This window comes from Streptomyces sp. NBC_01351 (assembly GCF_036237315.1).
In the GTDB taxonomy this organism is placed as follows: Bacteria; Actinomycetota; Actinomycetes; order Streptomycetales; family Streptomycetaceae; genus Streptomyces.
The window spans coordinates 164,206-186,021 of sequence record NZ_CP108356.1; the positions used below are offsets into that span (position 1 = coordinate 164,206).

Below are 21,816 nucleotides of genomic sequence, written 5' to 3' on the forward strand. Positions count from 1 at the left end.
TGCCCCCGATAAGAAGACGGGTGTCTACTGACAGGTGTGAGTAGACGCCCGTCCACTATGATTGTCAACATGAGCACCGACCGACGACGCCCCAACCCGCGCGGCGAGGGCAACCGGCTGCGCGCCGACCTGGTGGACGCCGCGAGCCACCTGCTGGAAGTGGGCGACGGCGAGCAGACCCTGTCCCTGCGTGCGGTGTCCCGACGCGCCGGCGTCGCCCCGCAGAGCGTCTACCTGCACTTCGCCGACCGCAAGGCACTGCTCATCGCGGTGTACGAAGCGCGATTCGGCGAACTGCTCGGCGCACTGACCTCCGCCACCGGACCCGATGCCCGCGGTCGACTGCGCGCGACCTGTCTTGCCTACTGCCGCTACGCGGAGCAGCACCCGGGCCACTACCGGGTGCTGTTCGGTACCGCGGGATCGCCCGGCTGGGAGCCGGGCGAGATGGCCGGGCTGCCCGCTCTGGCCGCACTCGACACCGCGGTACGCGCGTGCACCAACGACTCCTCGCCCGGCATCGCCAACGCAACCCTGTGCATCTGGGCGGCCATGCACGGGTTGATCGTCCTGCGCCGCGACCGGCCGAGCTTCCCATGGCCGGACCTCGACGACCTCATCGACGTACTCCTCACCGCCCACATCACAACGGCGACCACCTGACGGATGAGCACGTTCATCGGCAGAGGGTAGCGATGTTCAGTCCGCGAGGAGGATTTGACGTCGAAGTAGGTCGAATCCGGCCCAGCCGTACCCGTCCCTTTTGATCCGCTTGACCCTGTTGACGTTGCCCTCGACTTTGCCGGAGCTCCATTCCAGGGTGAGGCCGGCGGTGACGGCATCGAAGTCCTGCCGTAGGCCGCGGGCCAGGCTCCGCAGCGGCTGCAGCCCGGTGTACTCGGCATCGGTGAGCCACTTGTCGAGGTCGCCGCCGCGGCGCTCGGTCATCATCTGCGCGAAGGCGCGCACGCAGTCGGTGACGGCTTCCAGTTCCGGGCAGCGGGCGAGGAGCTGCTTGAGTTTGAGGGTGTTGCTCTCGTTGATCTTGTCGGGGTGTGCGGTGATCAGCCAGGTGGCCTTGCGGACGGTCAGTTCTTTGGGCTTGTCGGGTGCGGGTTTGCCGCTGGCCCGTATCTCTTGCAGGTGACGGCGGACGGTCCGCTTGCTGCCGCGGTAGCCGAGCTCGACGATCTCTGCGTGAAGCCGTGCCGCGTCCGTGCAGCCCTCGCTCCAGCGCCGGTGCAGATAGGGCGTATAGGCGTGGATCTGGCCGTAGCTGCGGGAGCCGGTGCCGAGGGACGCCTCGTCAGGGGTGGCGGCGTGTGCGTACCGGCGCACCGTTTTGCGGTCCAGGCCGAGCGTTTCGGCGATCACCTGGATCTGCACGCCCTTGTCGTGCAGGGCGTGCACGGCCGCGTGGCGCTCGCGGCGCTGTATGGCGCGCAGCCCCTGCGCCGGCGCCTCCCGGTCTGCCGCTTCGGGTTCATGCGTGGCGGTGGCGTCAGCAGACGGGTCCTCGGTAGGCTCGGCCAGACAACTTCGGTGCGTGGCAACGCACTTCTCGACGGGCTCGCACAGGTTCTTCCACAAATGGAACCTGTCTGCGACTTGTATCGCCTCGGGGCAGGCGGTGCATACGGCCTCGGCGTAGGCGCTGGCCCGGTCCCGGCAGACGATCTCCGCTCCGGGGTGTGCGCGGAGCCATGCAGCAAGGGTGTCCGTGGTCCGGTCGGGCAGGACATCCACTCGCTCCCCGGTCTCCATGTCCAAGATGATCGTCCCGTAGACGTGGCCCTTCTTCAGAGCGCAATCGTCCACACCCAGCACTCGCGGTGCCGCGCCAGCCTGCTTGTCCGGAAGTCTGCGCACCAGCCTGAGCAGGGAGTTCGCGGTCGTCGGGGCGGCAAGGTGCCTGGCCAGCCGGGCCGCCGGACGTCCGGCCAGGGCCAGCGCGATCTTCTCCAGCGTTCGGCGCAGCGACGGTGTCCGCCGCGCGAACCGCTCCGTAAGACCGTCCACCTGCTCGACAAACGTACGGCGTCCGCACGCTGACGCCGGGCACAGGAACCGCCGTACCAGCAGGTCAATCACGACCTTCCGCCCGGCAACCGCGAGGTCGGCCAGGCGCCGCCGGTAGCCGCCATGGACACGGCCGGACACCGAGCCGCACCCAGGGCGGGCCGCCTCCCGGGTCACCGTCCGCGCGACGAGGCCGACCCCCTCGTCGTCCACCATGACCTCCTCCACCACCACGGACGTCAGATGGGAGAAGGCTGTCGAGAACACGCTGCAATCACACGAACGACCATCCTTCCAGCCCGCTGTGACGCCACGTCACCGGCCCACAAGATGTGGATCAGAACCGTATCTACTGGCCGCTATCACCCTGGTCGCGGTGTTCCCACCCTCCCGGTTGCTCGCGGCCACAGCCAGGTCGGGCTGTTCAGGGGTAATGACAGGGCCCCTCATGGCGCTGCTGCACAGGTCAACGTGGTGTGACACCGAGGGCATGGCATCCGAGCAGCGAGGGTGCGGAACTGGGACGCTTCCTTCGGGCTCGCCGCACCCGGACCACCCCACCTGAAAACTGCTCCTGGAGGCGATGCGCCCCAACCCGGCGTACATCCTCAGCCGCAGCATGGACTTCCTCGCGTGAAACCCCAGCGGCCTCGCCCTGTACGCAGGTCTTGCCGACTGGCCCGCCAAGCAGCGCAACCTGCCCCGCTAAGCCGCCTTAGTAGGTGACGTCAGCACGCCCGCGGACCAGGGCGAGGAGTATCGGCGGGTGGCGTCGGTGACGCCCCCCGCCCCATGCTGTGGCGAAGGGCGCCTACGGTGAGCTGCGGGGCGGCGGATAGCGTGCGCGCATGGCAATGACGGGGAAGCGACGGGTCCTGTACCGGCAGGGCAGTGGGTTTTGGCGGATGACGGCGAAGTGGGTTCTGGTCTTCGGGGCCCTGTACCTGCTGGACGGCGGGCTGCTCCGGTCGTGGGGCGACGCTCTGGTCGTGCCGATGATCGGGATCCTGCTGTGGGTGCCGTTCGGGATCGGCGTCGTCTGGTATCCGAAGAAGGACCAGCGCGTCGAGCTGACGGCCCGTCAACTGCGGGTGCGGCGCAAGCGGCTGGCGATGGAGAAGGTGAACCTGCTGCACGTGGCGCGGCTGTGGCTGGAGGGGCGGTCAACCGCAGACGACCAGCCGGTGCTGGAATGGTCACGGTTCGACCGGGTGGTGTGGGTGCCGCTGCGGGACGGCCGGGCGTTCGGCGTGGAGTTCCGCGACCCGGCCGCGTTCGCCAAGGTTTTCGGCGCCTTCGCGGTCGCGGCGTGCGGCGGGCCGGACATCGTCCGCGCGAGGGCCGCAACGGAGACCTACCCGGATCCGCTCCCGATGCGGCCCCGCCGCTCCGCCGACGACTCCGGCTCCTGGCTGGACGTCCTGGACATCTTCAGCTGACAGCCGGAAACGCCTGCAAGGGCAGCGGTCCGTCAGGGGCGCGGGGAACTGCACAGGGCGGAGCGGAGCCCGGACCTGAGGAGACGCGTCGACGCGCGGTGCCGCTGGAGCCCGCCTCCTTGAAGGCCTACGGGCGCCATTCCCGGCGGTAGGCGGGATGCTCGGCGTAAGACTGGGCAAGGACCCGGAGGGCGTATGCAAGGCCCACCGAGCGGGAGTCCGCGGAATCCATGGCCTTGTAGTCATGCGCCAGCTGGCCGGGGAGGCGATGGCGCGCTTGTCGCATCGAGTGGCCAGGCCGCGCCACTGTTTGAGTCGGTTGATGCAGCGTTCGATGGTGTTCCGCTGCTTGTAGTCCTCGAGGTCGAAGGCGGGTGGACGCCCTCGGCATGTGAGGTTGCTTCGGCTTGGCGAATATTTCGGAGCCTGGGGTCGTGCCCCGGGGGGATGTCCATGATGGAGAACATGCCGAAGAAGAAGCCGCGGCCCAGGCGGCAGTTCACGCCGGACCTGCTGGAGCAGTACTGATTTCCGGCAGGTCCTCGGGGGCCAGAGGCGGGCAGCAGGTCAGGCACGCGGGAAAACCCTTGGCGCCCCGGGCCGGCCGGCTGTCAGTGCTGTTCGGCAGGGTGTGCATGTGACGAATCAAGACGAGGAACGTGGCGGCCCCACATGGTCTGGACTGCCTCCGCCGGCCAGGGACCTGCTCATGGCCAACAAATGGGACACCCTGCAGCACGCATACGGGAGCGCCGAGGACACCCCGCGGTACCTGCGCCAACTCCTGGACGAGGATCCCGCGGTGCAGGCCGAGGCACTGGGAATGCTCGACATGTCCGTGCTGCACCAGGGATCCCTGTACAGCTCCACCCCGCTGGCCGCACTGTTCGTCGCGGCGATCCTGACCCACCCCCGGACTTTGGCCGAGCACGAGAGCTTTTTCCCCTGGGACGACCGGCCCCGGCCCCTGCGGGCCGCGCTACTCGACTGGCTGGGCCAGATCGCCGACTCGGCCTCCTACGGCGAGGGCCCCGGCAGCGAAGACGAGTACGGGGATGAGCTCGACGGTGAGGATGAAGACGAGCTCGAAGCGATCCGCGCATGCCGGAATATCAGGCCCGCGCTCTACGACGCGCTCGAACCCTTCCTCGACGATCCGCATCCGGATACCCGAGAGGCAGCCCTCGGCACGGTCACCGTGCTTCTGAAGGCACCCGACCTCGCCGAACTCGTCCCCCGCGCCGCCCACCGCCTGCGTAATGCTCTCGCAGCAGGTGGCAGCCGCCGAGCGCGCTCTTCCGCCGCTCTGGCACTCGGCGCCTGGGGGCAGGACACCACGTCTCTTCTCAACGATCCTGATCCGGCCGTGCGTGCCTGCGCCGCTCTGGCCACCGGATGCGTGCACACGCCCCAAGCCACCGCCGTTCTACTCGAAGCCCTGCAGAACCCGGCTGAAGCAGACCACTGGTTCCCCGACCCCCTCCCCCAGATCGACGGCTGGCTCCGCTTTACCCTCCTGAAGGCCGTCCTTGAGCGCGTCGACGCCTTCGAGGACCTGATCCCGGCGGCCATGGCCCTGATACCGCTCGCCAGCGACTACACCGTCGACCGCGACTGGGGGCCGCTGCTCGTCAAAGCCTTCCCCACTGGCTACAGCCCCGGCCTGCCACTGTCGGCCGCGCAAGGAGATCTTCTACGAGCCGTCACCGCCAATGACAAATGCTGGGGAAACATCGGCAACAAGTTCCGCTGGCTCAGGGAAGTCGGATTGCCGGACCAACGCGACGCCATCCGAGCCCTGCTCTGATCACACTGCAGTCGGCAGACTGCGGGCGGCTCGTGGCTGTGTTGGAGGCAGAGGGCGGTCGGGATGGTTGCGCGGGCGGCGCCGCGCAGGCGCTTGCTGTCGACCACGACCGCACGGTCTTTCGGCCGGGACGTTTCGGGGTGCCTCAGTAAGCGGGAAGCGGCTTGGTTCGGCGCTGGTAGGACAGGGAGCACACGCCGAGGGACAAGCCGATGGAGAAGAAGTTGAGGAAGCCGATGACGAACACCACCGGGGACATGCCGGCGGTGTTCACCGTGGTGAGACCTCCGGTCACGATCACCATCAGGCCGAGGCCCCCGTAAGGCATAAGAGCCAGCGCAGAGGCCCAGCCGGGTGCCAACAGCAGCCATCGCGGGACCCGCCGCCCGCGGAGACCGGGCACCCAGCGCGGGACGACCTGGCCCCATGGCCGGGTGAGGGCGCCGAGTAAGGCGATGCCCAGAATGGTGCCGACAGCGGTGAAGTCGATGCCGTGCCTCTCCAGCCACACGAGAAACTGGGGAGCTCCGTTCCTGGCGAATTCATCGGCGATATTCATCCCAGCCGGCTTGCCTGCCGCGCCACCCCATGACCAGTAGATCTTCATCGCCACATAGGGAAGGGCTCCGGCAGCTCCCGCAATTGCTGCCCGGGTGACGGTCGGCGAAGGGCTGAGGTACCACGTGCTGAATTCGGTTCGTCGACTCATGTCATCACTTTGCCGAGACGGCCGTGGGAGAAGCATCCACCCACGGCACGGTGTGGTCCTCCCCTCAACGGGGGAGGCACAGAACCTGCGGGTCTGACCGCCCGGCCGCAGGACGGGCCCGGTGCCGGGCCAGGCGACGTCCCATGAGCATGGTCATCGACCACAGGGCGACGGCTTCGCTGCTGGCAGTCAGGGTCTCGTAGTCGCGGGCCAGCCGCCGGGAGCGCACCAGCCAGCTCAGTGTTCTCTCCACCACCCACCGTCTCGGCAGCACCACGAAGCCGCGCATGTCGTCGCTGCGTTTGACGATTTCCACGGTGAGCCGCAGCTTCTCGCGGGCCCAGTCGACCAGGCGGCCGGTGTAGCCGCCGTCAGCCCACACCAGCGCGATCTTCCGGTAGCGGGCGCGGAGCCGTTCCAGCATGCCGTAGGCGGCGTCGCGGTCGCGGGTATCGGCTGAGGTGACCAGCACCATCAGCAGCAGGCCGAGGGTGCCCACGATGATGTGCCGCTTGCGCCCGTTGATCTTCTTGCCGCCGTCGAAGCCCCGTGAGGCGGCTGGCACCGACGCGGCGCCTTTCACCGACTGCGAGTCGATGATCGCTGCGGTCGGCTCCGCGTTGCGGCCCTCGCGCTGGCGGACCTGCCCGCGCAGTCGGTCGTGGAACTCGCCGATCAGCTCGTTGTCACGCCAGCGCCGGAAGAAGGCGTAGACCCGGTCCCAGGCGGGAAAGTCGGCCGGCACCGCCCGCCAGGCGATGCAGCCCGCGAACCAGGTGGCGGATCGCGTCGATCGTCTGCCGGTGGCAGTAGCCCTCCGGCTGTTCGCCCTTCCCGTTCATCCAGGCGGGCACGGGCAGTTGGTCGCGCACGGCCGCCCACTCGGCGTCCGTCAGGCCGCAGGGGTGGGACCGCACCCGCCCAGACCAGTCGCCCGCGTTCCCGTACAAGCGTGCGAGGCAATCACGCGATCGGGAAGGCGAGTCGGACTTCGGCCGCGCGAGTACGTACAACTGCGACAACAGGACCTCTCCGGCTTCGACACCCCCGAGATGCGCCAGAGGCCCTGTACCCATGCCCCGCCCACGGAGGATCACCCAGCCGGGAACCAGCGCTTGTTCGTGAGATCGCGGGTGATGACGACGAGGCAGAACTGCCGGACCTGGTCGCCGACCTGCTGTCGAACATGGACTGGGAACCCGGGCCAGTCCCCGGAGTGCCAAACGCGCTCCGAACCCCGCCAAACCAGACCCCAAGCCAGGAAGTCCGCAGGTCAGACGTCTAGCCCACTTCGGACTCTGCGCAGGCTCAGTGAGCCAACACAGCCGCCAACCTGCACAACCCCAGATCAGGAGCATGACGACTGCTCAGTTTCACTGACCAGCGACATGTCGGTGTCGCGGACCAGTGAAACTGCGCAATGCCCAACCGTCCTGCCCAACCACACCTGGTCGGGTCCCCCACACCCGCGGTTCAGTGCTCGCAGAGGGAGAACTCCCGCTCGTAAAGCTGCTCGTTGTGTTCGTCGACGAAGAACTTCCTTTCCTTCATGAGTTCCTCGCGGTACGTCTGGGCCTGCTCGAGCGTCATGGTCGATGTGTCGGACCAGGGCTGCTGCGGCGGTACATCCGAGGTCGAGACGATCTGCTCCGCCGGGTCGACCAGGAAGAACGCGAGGATCTTGCGGTGTCCCGGGCGGGTGGGGTCCGCGAGGCGGAACGCGTCCACGCGGTGCTGCAGGACGTTGGGAAACGCCAGGCAGCGGCCCGACGGGGTCGGTACCGAGCCCAGCACCTGGTTCAGCGCGTCTTCGTCCTCAAGGCCGTAGACCTCGCGCATCCCGGCGTCGTCGTTCTGTTCATAGTCCGGGTCGTCGAGTGCGGTCCGGAATCCCAGCCGACTCTCGGTGATGTTCTCGCTGTCCCAGTAGTAGATGCCGGTCGAGACGATCCGCTCGTTCAGCATGCCCTCGACGTGCCAGGAACCGCCGGGGTATTCGGGCTTGTCCGGGGTGAGGTGGACGGTGGCGAGCTTGACGATGACCTGGAGCCGGCGGCCGCGCAGGTCGACCCGGGCGGAGGCGTCGGGCAGTGCAAGCGGGCTGAAGGCCGGGGCGTCCGGGACGATCGGGCTGCGGTTCTCCCACCAGGCCTCATAGGCCTCTTCCCAGGCCGCACGGGCATCCATGTAGGTCGCCTTGTCACTGTAGGACGACTCGCGCGGATACTCCGGTTCCGAGTCGTACCAGCCGTAGGGATCTGCCTGTATCCGCAGGGGCCGCGGGTGTCTCAGATCGGTGAGCACCTTCTCGAACAGCGGGCGCAGGCGCGCGAACACGTCCGGCAGGACGGACGCCAGTGCACGATGCGCCTCGGGGTGGACGTTATTGACGTACGAGCGGAAGGTGACGGCCCCGTCGTCACTGACATCGACGTCCGTGGGCAGCCACTGGAACCTCTCCGAGAACTCGTACTTCGAGTAGTGGTTCGTCGGGTTCTGCCAGGCCCGCTCGGGCCCTCCGCTCACCTCCCTCACCAGACAGAACAGTGAGGGGTGCACGAGATCCAACACCTGGCCGTCGGATCCGGGATGCCAGTCCCGCTCCGCTTCGGGGACCTCTTCCAGGACCCGGACCGCCTCACGCAACCGGGACCTGAGCTGCTCATCGACGAGGGTGTCCGACTGCCAGACCCCGTCGACCGCGGACACCTCGATGCCGGTGCGCGCGTCCCGCAACCCGGCGTAGTGCCCCAGCTCAGCGAGAACGTAGCGCACTTGCGCTTCGGTCAGGCCTTGCGCCACCGCTTCCTGCGTCCACCTGGCAACGATTTCGGCGTCGTTCATCTTGTCGAACCACACGGGCTTGGCTCGCAGGTGCGAGCTGCACTGCATCATCTGCAGCTCCCGCAGCGTCCGGGGCGTCGCGAACGCCGGGGAACGGGAGGTCTGGAAAGGCAGCGGAAAGGCGGACAGGCCGGTCACTTCTGGTGGTCCTCACGATCGGTTTGCGGTGCCCGGAAGAATAGCCCGGCCCACTGACACCACAGCCGCGGCCCCCGAGCTGGGACGACCATCGCGGTCGCTCCCGCCCGGAGGCCGGACACCGTGGGATGTCCGGCCCCGGGACCGCGCGGGTCAGGCCCTGTCGCCGGTGAGACCAGCGTGGACCGCGCAGGCAGCAGCCGGCAAGCACCTGCGCAACCACCTCAAATCCCCGGAGCTCCGCAGTTCAGAGAGCCGACCAGTCCGAATCCAGCGCAGATGGAGTGAGCAGCCCGCGTGGGCCTGAGTCTCGGACAGTGTCAGACTGTCCAGGACGAGGGCAGCGCCCCGGTGCACCGCCGCGGCCACTCCCCTCGTCTACAGGGCTCATCCGGCGGGTGATTGTCAGGGTGCCCGGAGCGCCGCGGCGGTGCGGGACGCCTGCGCGGCGACGCCCGCGATGCTCGATGTGATGAACGAGCCGCCGCCGGCCAGGTCGCCGACCACATGCACGCGCGGGTCGGCGGGGAGCACCCCGCCGGACGGGTGGAGGGTGGCCAGACCGGCGCGCGTCAGCGATCTGACCAGGTGCCGGGCCGCGCCCGGGACCGCTTGCGCGGGCGGGTTCACGGCGTTGACGACGACATGCGCGGTGCGTTGGCCGTCGGCATCCCGCACCCGGAACCGCCCGTTCACCGGCTCGATCGCATCGACGCCGGAAGAGACGGTGAGCTGACCGGAGTCCAAGAGCTGCATCAGGACGCACGCGTTCACCGGGACCATGGGCGAGGCGACGCTCGTGGCCGTGCGGAGGTGGCGCCTCAGCCGTGCGCGGTCGGGTTCGCGCAACAGGCGCCAGGCATAAGGACCGACGGTGTGTACCGTCTCCTGCACCACGCGGCGCCCGATCCGAGGGTCGTCGACTGCGGCGATCTGCTGCCGGAGACGTTGGACGGGGTTGTCCGTCGGAGTGCTGCGGAGTCGGGCCACGACTTCGTCGAAGTCCTCTCCCGCGTCGGCCAGTTCCTCCCGCAGCAGGCCGACGAGGTCGTCGAGCGCGAGGTGCCCCCGGGCTCTGTGCAGCCCTGCCACCCGCTCGACGGTCACGTGTGTCGGGCGCCGGCCGTCCGGACGCTGCCAGACGTGCGGGAGCACCCCGCTGCGCGACAGGAGCGTGATCCGTCCCGGATACCGGTGCGCGGCGAGCGCCACGACGACGTCGACGGCGGTCAGGCCGCTGCCTATGATCGCCACATCGTCGCCGGCAGCAATGTGATCGAGCGTGTCGGCGAGCGGATAGGGATCGGCCGTAAAGCCCGCCTCACCGGTAAGTCCGTACAGATCAGGGGGTGTTCCCCCACCGATGCACAGCGCCACGCGGTCGGCCTCGTACTCCTGCCCGTCGTCCGTGTGCAGGACCAGGCGCGTGCCGGAGCGGACGACGGCGTCCGTCACCCGCGCGGCCACGACGCGCACCGGCCAACCCTGTTCGCCCAGGGCCGCCACGGCCTTCTCCGCGGAGTGGACCAGGTACTCGCCGTAGAGAGAGCGCGGGACCAGCGGTTGGCCGAGGAGCGGGTCCATGTGGTCGGCGCCGCATTCCCCCAGCCAGGCCGCGAAGTGGCCGAAGTCACCGCCCCGGACCGACATGAGCGCGGGTGGCGTGTTGACCAGCACCGCGTCCAGGTCCGGCCCGTACGGTCGCCCCCGCCACAGGTGCGGCGACGGCTCGAAGACTGTGATGGTGCCGGTCCCGCCCACGGCGGCGTTGCCCTCGGTGGCGGCAAGCGCGTCCAACAGGCCGACGGCCGCCGCACCTCCCCCGATGATCGCGATGTCCATGATCTCCCTCTCCGATGCTCGTGTGCCACCGACCCTGCCCGCCCCTGCCGGGGCGCCCCATCCCCCGCTTCCGGGAGATCGGCGGGCAATGGCCCCCTCAAATGAGGGGTTCCGTGCCGTGTGGGTGACAAGGCAGGCTGAGGGACTGGAAGGCGCAAGGGACCTGGGCAGGCGACGGGCGGGCCGATCAGTCGAGGGGACATGCATGACCGATCAACGCCGACAGGTGCTCGCGGCCGCCGAACAGGCGGCCGACGCCCTGGAATTGTTCAGCCGCGTCTCGGCCCGGCTGCGGCGGCTGGTGCCGTTCCACTCCGCCGTGTGGACCGCCACCGACCCGGAGACCGGCCTGATCACCGCACCGATGCTGGTGGAGAACCTGGGCTCCGGCGAGGGCTGCGCCACCTACTGGCAAAGCGAACTGCTGGAGGAGAACGTCCTGCCGTTCCGCGACCTGGCCCGCGCCGCCGTACCGGCGGCCGGGCTGCGCGCGGCCACCGGCGACCTGCCCGCCCGCAGCACCCGGTTCCGGCGCCTGCTGCGGGACCAAGGCGTGCACGACGAGCTACGCGCCGTGCTCCGGATCGGCGACCGGCCGTGGGCCCTGGTAAGCCTGTTCCGCACCGCCGACGCTTTCCGCCCGCAGGAGACCGCGCTGCTGGCCGACCTGTCCCGCCCACTGGCCGAGCGGCTACGGACGTTCGCCCGGCCGCCCTCGTCCGCGCGCGGCACGGATTCCCCGGCGCCCGGCCTGATCCTCTTCGACGAATCCGGCGAAGCCATGTCGGCCAACGACGAGGCGCGGCACCACCTCGCACGGCTGCCGAAGGGACCATCGTTCCCCACACCACTGGGGCTGAAGCTGCCGATCTGGGTGATCGGCACGGCGCTCCAGGCGCGCGCCATCGCCGACGGCCAGGACCGCGGCAGCGCCCGCGTGCGCATCCGGACCACCGAAGGCCGCTGGCTGACCTGCCACGCCTCGTGCCTCACCGGACCTGACGGCAGGCCCGGCCCGGTGGCCCTCGTCATCGAGCCCGCGACGCCTGCCGACCTGGCGGTCCTGGTCGCCGAGGCATACGGCCTGACCCCGCGGGAACTCCAGATCACCCAGCTCACCGCGCGCGGGATGACCACCGCCGAGATCGCCACGGCGCTGTTCATCTCGCCGCACACCGTCCGCGACCACCTCAAAACGATCTTCACCAAGGCCGACGTCTCAAGCCGGGGCGCACTGGTCGCCCGCCTGTTCACCGACCACTACTGGCCCGCGCTGCCGGAACCGACACGGGTCCGGCGCCCCGGGCAACCGCCTGCCCGGGCCCGGATCGTCTAGCGGCTGCGGTGGGGCGGGGCGGTCTGGTGGAGTGTTGCCCCGGGTGTTAGACGACACGCTGCGTGGTGATGAAGTGGGCTGACGGCGACACTCTTGTTGTGCACTGGCTGTGGCGGTGTCTGGGTTCTGATGGTTGCTTCCTGTGCGACGACACCGTGAGCGCGAAGAGTTCATGCATAGCCGGCAGACGGGGCCACTGGCTACGTGGCTCCGTCCTCAGAGAATCAGTTCGTGGAGTCCCATTCGTCCGAGGTCATTGGCCTGGCGTCCGGGTAGTGCCGTTGGAGCTCACTCAGCACCCACGCGTCGGCTGTGCGGACATCCCAGCTGGAACTGTCGAACTCTCTCAGGGTCAGTACGAGTTCGTTGCCCGCATAGCCCTCGAAGTCTCCATCGACCGCTTGCAAGTAGGGCGCGTCCATGGCCAGCAACTGAAGAGTGGGGATTCCGGTGCCTGCTGAAGCCTTCATCATCCGAGCGAACGCCGGGTGTGGCTGATCGTCGAACATCCGAGCCTTCCATGTCAGCCCGAGTCCGTGACTCCCCAGTCGGACCAGAAGCTCAGCCAGGCTGACGTAGCGGCGATCAGCCGGGCGGCCGGGGTGAAGGGCGTCGTCACGCCAGGCCGCAAAGGTGACCATCTGCATGGTGGATGGCGTTTCAGTCATGGGCTCAGCAACCTGCGCGCGTCGGCCCGGGAAGGCCGCAGCGCCCAGAACGAGGCACCGGAGACGCCGATCAGGACCGGTACCTGGCCAGTCCAGCCAGATACGGCGCTCCACGAGGGGCCCGGGTGCGGCGATCCGCCGTTCACCGTCTCAACCCAGTCCGCCTCGCCGAGCGCAAGCCGGCCGAGCGCGTTCCGGTTGCGAATCGAAGCCGTCATGGGCGGCGCCCTGCGCTACACCGGCCGCGACGAACACCGGGCCGGCAGCGATGCTCCCGGCCATCCACCGGCGTACCGCCGCGCGGGACGCGAGCGCTACGGGAGCAACATGATGGGATGCACTGAGCTTGGGGGTCATGAAGGAGCCTTCCTCACGTTGCGCTGTCGCCGCGGGACCGGACCTGGTGCCCGGTAACGTGGCTGTCCGACAGTCGCACTTTCCTTTGGAAATGAAGTTCAGGATGCACATCCTGGAAGACCCATCCCAGCTCTCGGGGCGCGCGCAAGCCCTCCTGCGTCGCACGGGCCGTCGGGAGTGCCCCGCTCGGTTCGGGCTACCGATAGAGCTCTGGCAAGTACTTGACCATGCCGGGAAGCTCGTCCCCGCCCCGATGGATCTCATCATCCGATGCGAGGGGTTCGGGCAGAAGTTCGGAGGTATGCGCTACGAGGTTCGGCATAGCTGGGTCGTGAACGGGGACCGGTACGAGACTGCCCGCGGGTGGGAGTACGACCACCTCGGTGTGAAGACTCAAGCGTGGCAGGACCCCGACAGAGGGGGCTGGTACTTCGAATGGACCGGCGAGCGGGTGTCGAAGCCATGCCGGGACTTGATCCACACCGACGGCAGTGTGGGCACCGACGTCGACGGCGGCAGCCCCTATCTCCGCATCGCGCCGTCGATCCCGCATCTGATCGAATCACATGCCCTCACCGACACCGTCGCCGCGTGGAAGCCATGGACTGTGGGCAGTCTTGCCGCTTCGGCCATCACACTCCTCGACGGCCTGGTGGAAGTGCCTGAAGCCTCATGGAGTTCCTCGCGGTGGCAGCTGTCGGACAACGTTGCCGTCATGGACTACGACACCTGGGATCGCGAGAACCCGCGCCGCCTGACCCGTGTCTGGTCTCGCGATGAAGCCGGTCACCGCCAGGTGCAGGAAGTCCTGGACGGATCGTAAAACGGGCCCATCGTCAGGGCGACGCCGTGACCGGCTGTGGCACGACCTCGTAAGGCCTCCGGTCAGGGATCAGGGACGAGAGGACGTTCGCGCCAACCTGTGTGGCGTTCGAGTTCCCGACCTCAAGACAGGACGCGGATCCGGTCCTCCTTCAGCCGCGGCGCCTGACCGGCTCTCCGAGCAGGCAGGTCAGTTCCGCCTCGACGGCGGCGAGCAGCGCGGGCCCCCACACGGTCAGTGTCTGTTCCCAGGGGTGGCCGAAGGTGCCCAGGCGGAGGTCGTCGGTGAGGTGGAGGTAGTAGTCGCCATTGGGGTAGGTGCCCTCGCCGGGTCGGGGCGGCCGTCCAGGGACGTCGGTGCGGCGGGGGTCGTAGCGGTAGCCGTCGTGCTGCCAGTCGAGCCAGTAGACGAACTCCCCGGACTCGGTGGCGGTAAGCAGTCCGCGCTGGACGATCGCGTCGATCTGTTCGGGGATGCGGGGGACGGGCCGGCGGTGGGAGTGCAAGTGCCAGACGGCGGAGGGTACCGGAGGTGTGATCGCGGGGAAGGAGGTGGTGCTCGGCTTGAAGTCGAAGTCCGCGTAGACGCGGTCCCACAGTGGACCGTTGTCGTGGAGCCAGTCGAGGAACTGCGCGGGGCGGGTGGTCTCGGGGGTGCCGGCCGGGCGCCAGTGGTAGGACCGGACGGTGGCGGCCTCGGTGAAGCCGGCCTTCAGAAGCCGCTCGCGCAGGGGACCTGCGGCCTCGGCGAGGAGGGGACGCGAGCTCTGCGTGCGCCAATGGGTGGTGCAGTCCTTGACGAAGTCTGCGTCGTCGCCGCTCAGCCCACCGACGATTTTGAAGGGACGGGTCAGGTCGGCGTAGACCCAGCCCACAGCGGTAACCTCGCCGTGCTGCAGGAGGACGTCGATGTAGACGTCGCCGTCCTCCGAGGCGCCGTCCGCGATCATCTCCTCGTAGGGCACCGCGTGCGGGCCGGGGGAACCGACGGCGATCCCCCAGGCCCGTTCGGCCTGCTCCCGTACCGCGTACAGGCTGCGGATTTCGCTCCGGGACTCCGCCACGACGTCGGGCTTCTCGCCCGGCAGCTCCTCCGCGATCAGCACGGAACGCTCCCAGCCCGGGGTGAACCCCGCCGCCGTCAGCGCCGGGCCCAGGTCCGGCGCATCGTGCCCGTAAACCTTCCACTCCACCAGCCCGCCACACTCCGCGAAAGCCTCCTGCTGGCGGCGCACCAGCCCGGCGATGTCGGTCCCGGGCGCGAGGGGGGCGTGCTCGACCGTGCCGTGCGTCCCGTAATGCCGGCGCACGACCGGACCATCGGCCTCGACCACCACCCCGACCGGATGCCACGAGGGGACCCGCCCCCGCAACCCGTCGTATTCCGCCCACCGCTCACCCATGTCCATGCGCGGGAGCCTAGACGGGCTCGAAGGCGTCCCTCCGACTGGACGCTGGTACACGCCTCTGGGCAGTTTCCCGACCATCCATGTATGGATACACGCAGGTCAGGGGTGCCCGGACGGCGGCAGGGGCCACCCAGAACATTTCAGACGGGCCAAGTAGCGCGCCAAAAGGCCAACTAGAAGGTTCTGACCTCGCTTCCGGATGCTGTTGGTGATCTTCGCTCGGTGGAGTGAAAGCACGCTGACATGCTGTTCGTGGTGACTGTCGACGTGCTGCTGTTGTCGAGCGGGGTAGTTCTGCCGGTCGGAGGGGGCCGGAATGGCAATGGGGTGTGGTTCGGGTCGGGTGGTTCCGCCGCTGACGGTAAAGATGGCCGGTGCGAGCAATCCGCGGGGCTCCGCAGTGATGTGGATGCGTGACCGTCTGGACGAGCTGTTCGTCGACGAGGGCTTTGCCGCCTGGTATCCGGCGGATGGGCGCCCGGGTCTGTCGCCGGCCCGGCTCGCACTGGTGTCGGTACTGCAATATACGGAGAATCTGACTGACCGGCAGGCGGCGGACGCCGTCCGGTGCCGTCTGGACTGGAAGTACTGCCTGGGCCTGGAGCTCGATGATGCGGGCTTCGACTTCTCGGTGCTGAGCGAGTTCCGTGACCGGCTGGCCGAAGGGGACCGCGCGGACCGGCTGCTGGCTGTGATGGTCGAACGTCTTGCGGCTGCGGGCCTGGTCAAGCGCCGCGGCAGGGTCCGCAGCGACTCGACCCACGTGTTGGCGGCAGTACGCCGGCTGAACCGGGGTGAGCTGGTCGCCGAGACCCTGAGAATGGCTCTGGAAGAGCTCGTGGTGAACGGCCAGGAATGGCTGGCCGGGCTCGTCACTGCGGACTGGGGTGCCCGCTACGGCCGCCCGGTCCGCTATGACCGGCTTCCCCGCGGAGGCGATGCCTTGATCGCCTATGTGCTTCGGGTTGGCGAGGACGGCATGCACATCCTGCAAGCCGTTTACGACTCCGAGGCCCCACCCGGACTGCGGAAACTACCCGCTGTTGAGATCCTGCGGCAGGTCTGGGTCCAGCAGTACTGGCTCGACGAGGACGGTCAACTGCGCTGGCGGGGGCCGAAATCCAGCCGGGACCGGGCGAGCCGCAGGACGACCGAACGCCGCAACACGGGCATCGGCGGACGGCCGACCTGATCCCGCTTCGGCGCGAGTGCCGTGGTCGGGCATGGAGATCGTAACCCCACATGATCCCGAGGCCCGATACAGCCAGAAAGTGACCGCCGCCGGACAGCAGGGCTGGATCGGCTACCGCGACCACCAGACCGAGACCTGCGACGAGACGGGCCCGAATGTGATCGTCCAGGTCACCACCCGGCCGGCGCCTGAGCAGGACATCGATGCCCTCGACCGGATCCACTGGGGACTGACCATGCAGGGGTTCCAGCCGACCGAACACTTTGTCGACAGTGGCTACATCTCGCCGGACAGCATCCACCACGCCGCCCGGCAGTGGGACATCATGCTCTTCGGCCCAGTCCGTGATGACCCGCAGGGCGGCCAACGGCCCGGCTTCGCCAAACAGGACTTCCACATCGACTGGCAAGCCCGCCCCCTGACCTGCCCGAACGGCGTGCCGAGTCCGCCATGGAAGCCCACTCTCGGCGACGGCCACCCCCGTCTCTCCGTCCTCTTCCCACTCAAAGCCTGCCGCGAATGCGCCGACCGGCTCAAATGCACTGGCAACGTCGAAGGCAAGGGCCGGCACGTCTTCCTGATGCCACAACCTCTCCAGGAGATCCAGACACAGAGCAGGGCGCCCAGAAGACATCCGAGTGGCGCCGGAGATACGCGATCCGCGCAGGCTGCGAGGCCACCGTCTCCGAAACTGTTCACGCCCACGGCCTGCGGAACTGCCGCTACCGCGGCATGGCCAGAACCCATGTCCAACACGTGCTGACGGCAGCCGGAACAAACATCATCCGACTCAGCGGATACCTCTCACCGGGCATAGCACCGCCCCGCAAAGCGCGGCCGAGGAGCCGCTTCCAGCAACTCTGCCGCGACCTGTCGACCTAGATCGCCAACAGCATCACTTCTGTGGACCGAGCCCGACGTGACAATTCCGTGTGCTGGACCAAGTCCAGGTCGGTTGCAGTGCCGACGGGATTTGAACCCGCGGACAGATAGGAGCAGGCCCGCCCCGTTTCCGTCAGTCGACGTGAGAGGGACCTCGCCCGCGTCGATCGCAATGGACCGCTCTGCCACGGCACCGCAACCTGCGGGAATGCGCGCACTCCCGCTCCGACTCAGGGTAGAGCCCTCGTCCCCTGCCGACGAGTCCCTATCTGGGACACCAGCAACCGCTGCCACAGGACCACAGAAGCGGAAGAGCAGTCAGAACCAACTACGACAGTCACATCAATTTGGACTCGGCGCGACAGCGGCAACCGAGCCGTTCGCTTGGCAGCCGGCCCGGTGCGCAAGAGGCCTTCGAGAGCGGCGGACATGTGTGCGAGCTCCCGGATCAAGGCCGTCGCCGTCTCGCTCTGAGGGAACACGACGTACGCGTACTGACCCGCCATGCCGAGCGCCTTGCCAGGCCTCCCGAGCCACATGTATCTTGAACGCGTTCAGTTGAACGCGTTCAAGCGAGGGGTTTGTGGTGGGGGAATCCCAGAGGGTGTCTGCCTGGCAATGGGGGTGGGCGTTGGCGGCGGTCGTGGCGGCAGGCATGGTGGCGGCCCTCGGGCTGGTGATCGGCCCCTACCTGGCCGCGTTCTTCATCATCAGCGCCGCTGCGGTCGCAGTCCCGCTGATGATGCGAGACCAGCCGAAGTTGTTCGCCCGAGCTTGTCTCGTCGTCGGGGTGGGCCTGCTGGCCTGGGCGATGATCGGCGCCGGCATCGGCATGTTCCTGTTCATTCCGGCGGCCCTGTTGCTGCTCGTCGCCGCCTTCGCGGCGGCCGGCAACCGCCCAGGCGCATGGCTGGCGGTGACCGCGCCCATCGTGGCTGCGACGGTCGTGGCAGTGTTCTACCTCCAGCCGCCGGACCCGGAGAACGAACCGCCACCGTGGTTCAACGCGACACTCGACTTCAACACCCGGGTTCGCGACCGGGACTTCAACAGGGACTTCCATCAGCGCACGGAACGGCTGCGAGACTTCGGCGCCACGCGGGTCGAGGTCTATGAGCGTAGGACTGGTCAGTTCGTACTCACCGTGGGGATACCCGACGCCTTCGCAGAAGGGCAGAGCCAGGACAGGCTCAAGGAGCAGATCCTGCAGCTACCAGAGGTCGTCGATCTGCGCTTCTGCACGTTCCACACATGTGATTAGCGCGGCCCGTGGGGCAGGCATGCGTCAGTCGCCCCGTTGCGACTGAGCACGGCGGTCGGCGTGGGCAGAACCAACTGTGGGGTTCTGACCGCGCCTCCGGATGCTGTTGGTGACCTTCGGTACGACCGCTGTCGCGTTCCAGCAGCGACTGGTCACGCGGCGCACCGACAGGCCAGGGTGCCCGCCGAAGGCGGAACGAAAGCACGCCCATCGTCTGCAGATACGGCACGCCGCACAGCAGCACAGCAGTAGAGGGTCCCCACAAGATCACCAACAACATCGCTTCCGTGATGACTACGCCTTGGTGAAGAGCACCGCTCTGGCGCCGCTGCCGTGCACCGTCCACGCGGCAAGGGGGTGGAGCTGCGTAACTCACGATCTTGCCGGACGTTGGTCCGCTGAGGGCCTCACATATCCGATGACTTCGATCTGTCCGGCTCTGAGACATGTGTCGACAGGATCCATGCCTCGTCGTGTTTGGCCAGGAAGAATGTTGGAGGTCACTCGCCATGCACCACATCACCAAGAAGATCGCCGCGGGAATCGGAACGGCGGCTGCCGCTCTCGGTTGCGTCATTGCCGCAGGCCCGCCCGCAGCGGCCGACGGTAAGTGGTGCAACAACTCGGTTTGCATCCAGACCTACGACTCGGGCACCTACCTGGGCAGGGTCGAGGTGTCGGTCACCAACACCAACCAGCCGAACCGCATCAGCGCACGGGTGTGGACCACCAACGGCTGGAGCGCCAACACCAAGGTCGAGGACGTCGCCAAGTTCCGCACCTACCGCGACCAGGCATACCCGCAACGGCACTTCCCTGCGGGCACCCGACTCTGCGCGGAAGGCTTCCGCGGGGGCACCAGCGTAGGCCTGCCCTGCGTCACCCTCACCAACTGACCTGCTCGCATGGCCTGGAGGAGCGGGTCAGAACCTTCCAGTTGACCCATGTGGCCAACTACAACGCTCAGTGTGTAGACGGCGTCAGGCCAAGAGGCCACGTGCGGGACCCGCGCCGCCGGCGCCGACGATGGCGAGGAAGCTCCGGTAGGCCTCCGGCAAGCGCACGTCTGCCTGCGCTTCGAGTTCGACAAGCCCGTCATCCGTCAGGGCGTCTTCCAGGACCCACCTGTGCCCGAGCGAGCCGAACACCGTGCCGCTCGATGGCTGGCCCAACGCGACCACACGCTGACGGACCGCGTGCCCCGGGTGAGCGTTGTCAGTCTCTGATGGCCCTCAGCGACGGCCCAGAACCTCGGCGATGCGGGTGAACCCGTCTGCGCCATGGCCCCGTCCGATGGCGCGGCGGGCCATGCCCTCAGCCGCACGCATCACGCCCGCATCGATGCCATGGGCCTCGGATGTGTGGACGATATGCGCCATGGACGAAACAGCCGACGTGATCGGGTTGCCTTCCCCTGAGAAGCTGCCGCGGTCCATTTCCTCCGCGGCCCCTTCGAAGATCGGTGGGAGGATCGCGCCGATGCCCTTGGCGAACGGTGCCAGCTCCCGCGCGGTGATGCCCTCCGCCCGCGCTACCGCCAGGGCGTGCGCATAGCCCGCCATCGCCGTCCAGAAGATGTCGAGCAGTGCGATGTCATATGCCGCCGCCCGACCGATCTCCGCGCCGAGATGGGTGTGGGTGCCGCCCAGCGCATCCAACAGTGATTGGTGTTCGCGGTAGAGCTCCTCCGGGCCGCTGTGGATGAACACCGCGGCGGGCGTTCCGATGGTCGGGGTCGGTGTCATGATCGCACCGTCCAGATATCGGATACCGTGCGTGGCCGCCCACTCTGCTGTATCCCGGGCCCGCCCCGGGGTGTCAGCGGTCAAGTTGACGACTGTGCGTCCCGTAAGCGCAGCAGTGACCCCTTCAGGCCGCAGAATGGCATCGGACGCGTCGTAGTCCACCACGCAGACAACAATCAGCGCGCTTGCTGACACTGCCTCCTCTACAGAGCGCGCACCAAGCGCCCCGCGATCAACCAGCTCGTGGTCCCTGCCTGGTGTCCGATTCCAGACCGTGGTCCGCAAGCCCGCGTCCAGGAACGCGCCGGCCAGGGATCGGCCCATCGGTCCCAGACCGAGCACGGTGACGGCAGACTGTTCTGAGTACATGGACATGCCCAACTCTCATGAAATAATGACAATCGCTAATGAAATGAGGCCAAGATGACGCGCGGTCGTGCCCAGGACCCGGATGTCTGCGGGGTGACTGCCGCGATCGCTGTGATCGACGGCAAGTGGAAGACCGCTCTGCTCTGGCTGCTCGAGTCCGGTCCGCACCGCCCGGGTGAGTTGCGGCGACGGCTGCCGGGTCTCAGCGAGAAGGTTCTGACTCAGGCGCTCCGTGAGATGGAGACGGACGGACTGGTGCACCGGGAGGTGCACGATGTGCTGCCGCTGAAAACCGTGTACTCCCTGACGGCGTTCGGTCGCGAGCTCTCCGAAGCGTTGAGCCCCCTCTCCGACTGGGGCCACCGCCGCCTGGAGAAGCTCAACGAGGCCCAATCGGCTTCCTGACGCAACAGCACGTCCGCATCTCCTCCCGGTCCGGCAGCCGTCTGACCGCTCGCAACCAGATTCCCCCCGGCGCCATCCGCTGCCAAGTACCCACAAAAAGGTGGCTGCTACAGGCCACATTGCGGGGGCGCGGGCCGAGCCCGGCCATCGCCTGTGGACGATCACGGGATTTCATGACTGTCGGCACCCGCCGCTCCCCCACAGAAAACCCGGAAGGGTCAGCCCAAAGGGCAGTGCTGTCGATACCCACGCTCGGGTAAGGCCGACGCCGGCTTCGACCAGAACCTCGCCGCCGCCCGAACGTGCCGCCGATGGTGCCGCGCGCTCCCTCCCAGCCCCGATGGCCGTCGTAGCGCGCGTAGTCCCAGACCTCCTTGGCAAGGCGGGCCTGGCTCAACGACCTGTTGTCGAGCTCGAAGATCCGGACCACGCTGGTCTTCGTCGGCAGGGCCAGGACGCGTGGACGTTGAAGCTCAGACCGGTCTCCCGGATCGCGTGGTTGACCTCCGCCTGCCAGTCGGTCAGACGTCTGCGGCCGCCGTAGTCGAGGATCATGTCCGTCACCGCGACGC

The 21,816-nt window shown here is 68.0% G+C and carries 19 protein-coding genes, 1 tRNA gene and 2 pseudogenes; 11 read left to right on the plus strand and 11 right to left on the minus strand.

Translation table 11 applies throughout. From position 1 onward, the window contains the following. Nucleotides 1–69: 69 nt before the first annotated feature. Complete coding sequence (locus tag OG625_RS00880; protein ID WP_329375936.1) at nucleotides 70–663, plus strand: TetR/AcrR family transcriptional regulator; 594 nt, start codon at nucleotides 70–72, stop codon at nucleotides 661–663. Between the two features lie 36 nt (nucleotides 664–699). Here the strand turns inward: OG625_RS00880 and OG625_RS00885 are convergent, their stop codons facing one another. Further along, the gene (locus OG625_RS00885; protein WP_329375938.1) at nucleotides 700–2,286 is read right to left on the minus strand and encodes an ISL3 family transposase; all 1,587 of its coding nucleotides are present in this window, start codon (nucleotides 2,284–2,286) and stop codon (nucleotides 700–702) included. A gap of 298 nt (nucleotides 2,287–2,584) precedes the next feature. Between OG625_RS00885 and OG625_RS00890 the strand changes: the two are divergent. Both OG625_RS00890 and OG625_RS00895 read left to right on the plus strand, forming a co-directional pair. Beyond that, nucleotides 2,585–2,725: pseudogene (locus OG625_RS00890) on the plus strand (MmyB family transcriptional regulator); the annotation flags it as partial. Between the two features lie 142 nt (nucleotides 2,726–2,867). Then, nucleotides 2,868–3,458, plus strand: a complete 591-nt coding sequence (locus tag OG625_RS00895; RefSeq protein WP_329375940.1) for a hypothetical protein — start codon at nucleotides 2,868–2,870, stop codon at nucleotides 3,456–3,458. Between the two features lie 127 nt (nucleotides 3,459–3,585). Here OG625_RS00895 and OG625_RS41340 read toward each other — a convergent pair whose 3' ends face one another. Next, nucleotides 3,586–3,849: a DUF6221 family protein gene (locus OG625_RS41340; protein WP_443067655.1), complete on the minus strand. Its 264-nt coding sequence runs from the start codon at nucleotides 3,847–3,849 to the stop codon at nucleotides 3,586–3,588. A gap of 318 nt (nucleotides 3,850–4,167) precedes the next feature. Between OG625_RS41340 and OG625_RS00905 the strand changes: the two genes are divergently transcribed. Next, nucleotides 4,168–5,265, plus strand: coding sequence for a HEAT repeat domain-containing protein (locus OG625_RS00905; protein ID WP_329375942.1), 1,098 nt, complete (start codon nucleotides 4,168–4,170; stop codon nucleotides 5,263–5,265). Nucleotides 5,266–5,410: 145 nt separating this feature from the next. Here OG625_RS00905 and OG625_RS00910 read toward each other — a convergent pair whose 3' ends face one another. From OG625_RS00910 to OG625_RS00925, 4 genes are all read right to left on the minus strand, one after another. Then, on the minus strand, nucleotides 5,411–5,974 hold the full coding sequence (locus OG625_RS00910) for a hypothetical protein (RefSeq protein WP_329375944.1): 564 nt from the start codon (nucleotides 5,972–5,974) through the stop codon (nucleotides 5,411–5,413). A gap of 64 nt (nucleotides 5,975–6,038) precedes the next feature. Continuing rightward, on the minus strand, nucleotides 6,039–6,719 hold the full coding sequence (locus OG625_RS00915; RefSeq protein ID WP_329375946.1) for an IS5 family transposase: 681 nt from the start codon (nucleotides 6,717–6,719) through the stop codon (nucleotides 6,039–6,041). A 728-nt stretch (nucleotides 6,720–7,447) separates the two neighbouring features. After that, nucleotides 7,448–8,956, minus strand: coding sequence for a DUF4246 domain-containing protein (locus OG625_RS00920; protein WP_329375951.1), 1,509 nt, complete (start codon nucleotides 8,954–8,956; stop codon nucleotides 7,448–7,450). Nucleotides 8,957–9,361: 405 nt separating this feature from the next. After that, complete coding sequence (locus OG625_RS00925; protein WP_329375954.1) at nucleotides 9,362–10,798, minus strand: FAD/NAD(P)-binding protein; 1,437 nt, start codon at nucleotides 10,796–10,798, stop codon at nucleotides 9,362–9,364. A 205-nt stretch (nucleotides 10,799–11,003) separates the two neighbouring features. Between OG625_RS00925 and OG625_RS00930 the strand changes: the two genes are divergently transcribed. Further along, nucleotides 11,004–12,134 (plus strand): helix-turn-helix transcriptional regulator, encoded by a 1,131-nt coding sequence (locus tag OG625_RS00930; protein WP_329375956.1) that lies wholly within the window; start codon nucleotides 11,004–11,006, stop codon nucleotides 12,132–12,134. A 224-nt stretch (nucleotides 12,135–12,358) separates the two neighbouring features. On the opposite strand, the gene OG625_RS00935 is transcribed toward OG625_RS00930, so the two are convergent. Then, nucleotides 12,359–12,802, minus strand: a complete 444-nt coding sequence (locus OG625_RS00935; RefSeq protein ID WP_329375958.1) for a hypothetical protein — start codon at nucleotides 12,800–12,802, stop codon at nucleotides 12,359–12,361. Nucleotides 12,803–13,412: 610 nt separating this feature from the next. On the opposite strand from OG625_RS00935, the gene OG625_RS00940 reads away from it, so the two are divergent. Continuing rightward, entirely contained in the window at nucleotides 13,413–13,982 is a 570-nt protein-coding gene (locus OG625_RS00940) for a hypothetical protein (protein ID WP_329375960.1), read from the plus strand. Between the two features lie 151 nt (nucleotides 13,983–14,133). On the opposite strand, the gene OG625_RS00945 is transcribed toward OG625_RS00940, so the two are convergent. Beyond that, a complete protein-coding gene (locus OG625_RS00945; RefSeq protein WP_329375962.1) occupies nucleotides 14,134–15,390 on the minus strand; it encodes a DUF2716 domain-containing protein in 1,257 nt (418 codons plus the stop codon). Nucleotides 15,391–15,799: 409 nt separating this feature from the next. Here OG625_RS00945 and OG625_RS00950 point away from each other — a divergent pair, with 409 nt between their 5' ends. After that, on the plus strand, nucleotides 15,800–16,582 hold the full coding sequence (locus OG625_RS00950; protein ID WP_329375964.1) for a transposase: 783 nt from the start codon (nucleotides 15,800–15,802) through the stop codon (nucleotides 16,580–16,582). A gap of 325 nt (nucleotides 16,583–16,907) precedes the next feature. After that, nucleotides 16,908–17,464: pseudogene (locus OG625_RS41345) on the plus strand (transposase). A gap of 76 nt (nucleotides 17,465–17,540) precedes the next feature. On the opposite strand, the gene OG625_RS00960 reads toward OG625_RS41345, so the two are convergent. Continuing rightward, nucleotides 17,541–17,659 (minus strand) — tRNA-OTHER (locus tag OG625_RS00960). Nucleotides 17,660–18,095: 436 nt separating this feature from the next. On the opposite strand from OG625_RS00960, the gene OG625_RS00965 reads away from it, so the two are divergent. Next, nucleotides 18,096–18,725, plus strand: a complete 630-nt coding sequence (locus tag OG625_RS00965) for a hypothetical protein (RefSeq protein ID WP_329375967.1) — start codon at nucleotides 18,096–18,098, stop codon at nucleotides 18,723–18,725. A 509-nt stretch (nucleotides 18,726–19,234) separates the two neighbouring features. Next, nucleotides 19,235–19,621 (plus strand): hypothetical protein, encoded by a 387-nt coding sequence (locus OG625_RS00970; protein WP_329375969.1) that lies wholly within the window; start codon nucleotides 19,235–19,237, stop codon nucleotides 19,619–19,621. A gap of 84 nt (nucleotides 19,622–19,705) precedes the next feature. On the opposite strand, the gene OG625_RS00975 is transcribed toward OG625_RS00970, so the two are convergent. Together OG625_RS00975 and OG625_RS00980 are read right to left on the minus strand one after the other, a co-directional pair. Further along, entirely contained in the window at nucleotides 19,706–19,906 is a 201-nt protein-coding gene (locus tag OG625_RS00975; RefSeq protein ID WP_329375971.1) for a hypothetical protein, read from the minus strand. A gap of 51 nt (nucleotides 19,907–19,957) precedes the next feature. Then, entirely contained in the window at nucleotides 19,958–20,845 is an 888-nt protein-coding gene (locus OG625_RS00980) for an NAD(P)-dependent oxidoreductase (RefSeq protein ID WP_329375973.1), read from the minus strand. A gap of 48 nt (nucleotides 20,846–20,893) precedes the next feature. Here OG625_RS00980 and OG625_RS00985 point away from each other — a divergent pair, with 48 nt between their 5' ends. Then, complete coding sequence (locus tag OG625_RS00985) at nucleotides 20,894–21,244, plus strand: winged helix-turn-helix transcriptional regulator (RefSeq protein WP_329375975.1); 351 nt, start codon at nucleotides 20,894–20,896, stop codon at nucleotides 21,242–21,244. The last annotated feature ends 572 nt before the right edge of the window (nucleotides 21,245–21,816 follow it).